Source organism: Candidatus Aquicultor secundus, from assembly GCF_002791875.1.
GTDB classification, from domain to species: domain Bacteria; phylum Actinomycetota; class Aquicultoria; order Aquicultorales; family Aquicultoraceae; genus Aquicultor_A; species Aquicultor_A secundus.
In genome coordinates this window covers 1-2103 of the sequence record NZ_PFNG01000041.1, presented here as the reverse complement: position 1 = coordinate 2103, position 2103 = coordinate 1, and the positions used below count along the sequence as shown (strand labels likewise).

Below are 2103 nucleotides of genomic sequence, written 5' to 3'. Positions count from 1 at the left end.
ATTGTGTCGCTTGAGTAAAAATTGACGCCAAGCGACATAGGGTATGGTTCCCTTGTAAAGGTATTTTTCAGGGGGAACTAATTATCTGCTAGAACAAAATACTGCCAACTAAGGAAAGAGTAACGCCTATATGTAGCGTAGTTTTAAACCCTTATTAATGGGTAATCCAATGACTATGTCATTTAAACCAATTAGGGATTAACCGGGGGTGGAAACTTGAATGTAGTAAGAAGAGCATGGATATCTAGAGGTGCAGTGCTTTATATAGTAGCCACGGTAATGCTTGCACTCTGCATAGTACTCTGTATGGCATCGGAAAGTCGTGCAGATGTGGTTTATTCGCAACTAACGCCAACAGCCGCAAAAGCTTCATCTCTGCAAGGCAGCTCGTATCCTGCAACAAATGCAATTGACGCAAATACGAGCACCCGCTGGAGTTCAGCCTTCTCTGATCCCCAGTGGATCTATGTCGACCTCGGTTCTTCCAAGGACTTGAGTAGAGTAGTCCTCAAATGGGAGACTGCCTATGGCAAATCCTACAGTATCCAGGTCTCTGACGATGCACAGACCTGGAATACCGTCTATTCCACAACCGCCGGTGATGGTGCTGTAGATGATATTACCCTGCCGCAGGGAACCAAAGGCCGTTACGTTCGCATGTACGGCACCGCACGGGGGACTTCATGGGGCTACTCGCTCTGGGAGTTTGAGGTGTATGGTGCAAGCACAACCCCACCGCCTGACACTACAGCTCCGGCAGCTCCAACCGGTTTGAGCGGTACTCCAGGAGATGTTCAGGTAACTATAACCTGGAATGCTAACTCTGAATCTGATTTGGCCGGTTACAACGTTTATTATTCCGAAACATCTGGAGTTCAAGGGACCAAGGTCAATACATCTCTTATTCCAAAGAGAACAACCCAATTTACCCATACAGGCTTAACAAATGAAAAGACATGCTATTACCGGGTCACTGCGGTTGATGAGAGCAATAACGAGAGTAATCCATCTTCGGAGGCGGCGGTCACGCCCAGCGGCTCCACTGGGGGTACTGTAGAAAAAGTTTCCGGCTCAATAACAGGCACGGTAACCTGGCAAAGTAGTAAAATCTACGTTGTAAACGGCGACCTTACTGTTATGGCGGGTGCAACGCTAAATATCCAGCCTGGGACGATAGTAAAGTTTGTTAATGGGATAAACTTTATTATCAACGGGACGGTAAGCGCTCCGGGTACATCTAGTAGTCGAATCACATTTACCTCTTACCGTGACGATGGTGTTGGTGGTGATACCAATGGTGATGGTACAGCAACTTCGCCCAAACCAAGTGACTGGTCCGGTTTCAAGCTGCAAGCCGGTAGTATTGTAAACCTTGATCAGATAGTCGTAAAATACGCAGCTTCGGGCATGACTTTTGATGCCCGGCCAGATCATCCGTATGATAGTGCCTGCTTTGCAAAAAACTTATCGCTAACAAATTCAGAGTTATCGTACAACAACAAGGGCATCTACATCTTGGGCATTCAACAGGCAACTGTAAAAAGCTGCCAAATTAAAAATAATAGCACATTCGGCATGATGATCGTCCATTGCGATTTTTCAAGTATCCAAAACAACAACATAACAGGCAATGGAACTACAGACGTTAATAGTAAGGTGGTAGAGATTGACCCCAAGTCACTGCCAAACTTCAAAGGCAATACGCTAAGTAATAACACACAAAATGCGGTGTGGATATGGGATTATGCAACAAGACCGACTGATGCGCCCAATCAATTCTCCCAAACCGGGGCGGACGCGACACTTTACGGTAACACCGTTTATGTTTTATATGGGACTACCTGGGTCTCTCAAGGCACAAATCTAACAATTGAGCCGGGCACGGTAGTTAAAGGTCAGCCCGGTGCAATTGTGGTTCAAGGTTCGCTATCGGCGCAGGGCACCGGCCAGAGTCCGATTATATTTACGTCGTACCGTGACAGCTCTTATGGCGGAAAACACTATCGGAGGTGCATCTACTCCTAGCTCGGGAGACTGGTGGGGTCTTAAATTCGAATCTGAAAGCAAAGGCACCGTAACCTGAGCAAAGATCATGTATGCGAC

At 46.7% G+C, this 2103-nt stretch carries 1 protein-coding gene; it reads left to right on the top strand.

The window, feature by feature from the left end:
* Positions 1-306: 306 nt before the first annotated feature.
* Positions 307-2025 carry a discoidin domain-containing protein gene (locus COY37_RS01705; RefSeq protein ID WP_286975705.1) on the top strand — a complete coding sequence of 573 codons (1719 nt, stop codon included), beginning with the start codon at positions 307-309 and terminating at the stop codon, positions 2023-2025.
* Positions 2026-2103: the final 78 nt, after the last annotated feature.

Bases quoted from the DNA above. Each gene is read 5' to 3' on its own strand.
- COY37_RS01705 (WP_286975705.1), top strand. From the start codon at position 307: ATGGCATCGGAAAGTCGTGCAGATGTGGTTTATTCGCAACTAACGCCA.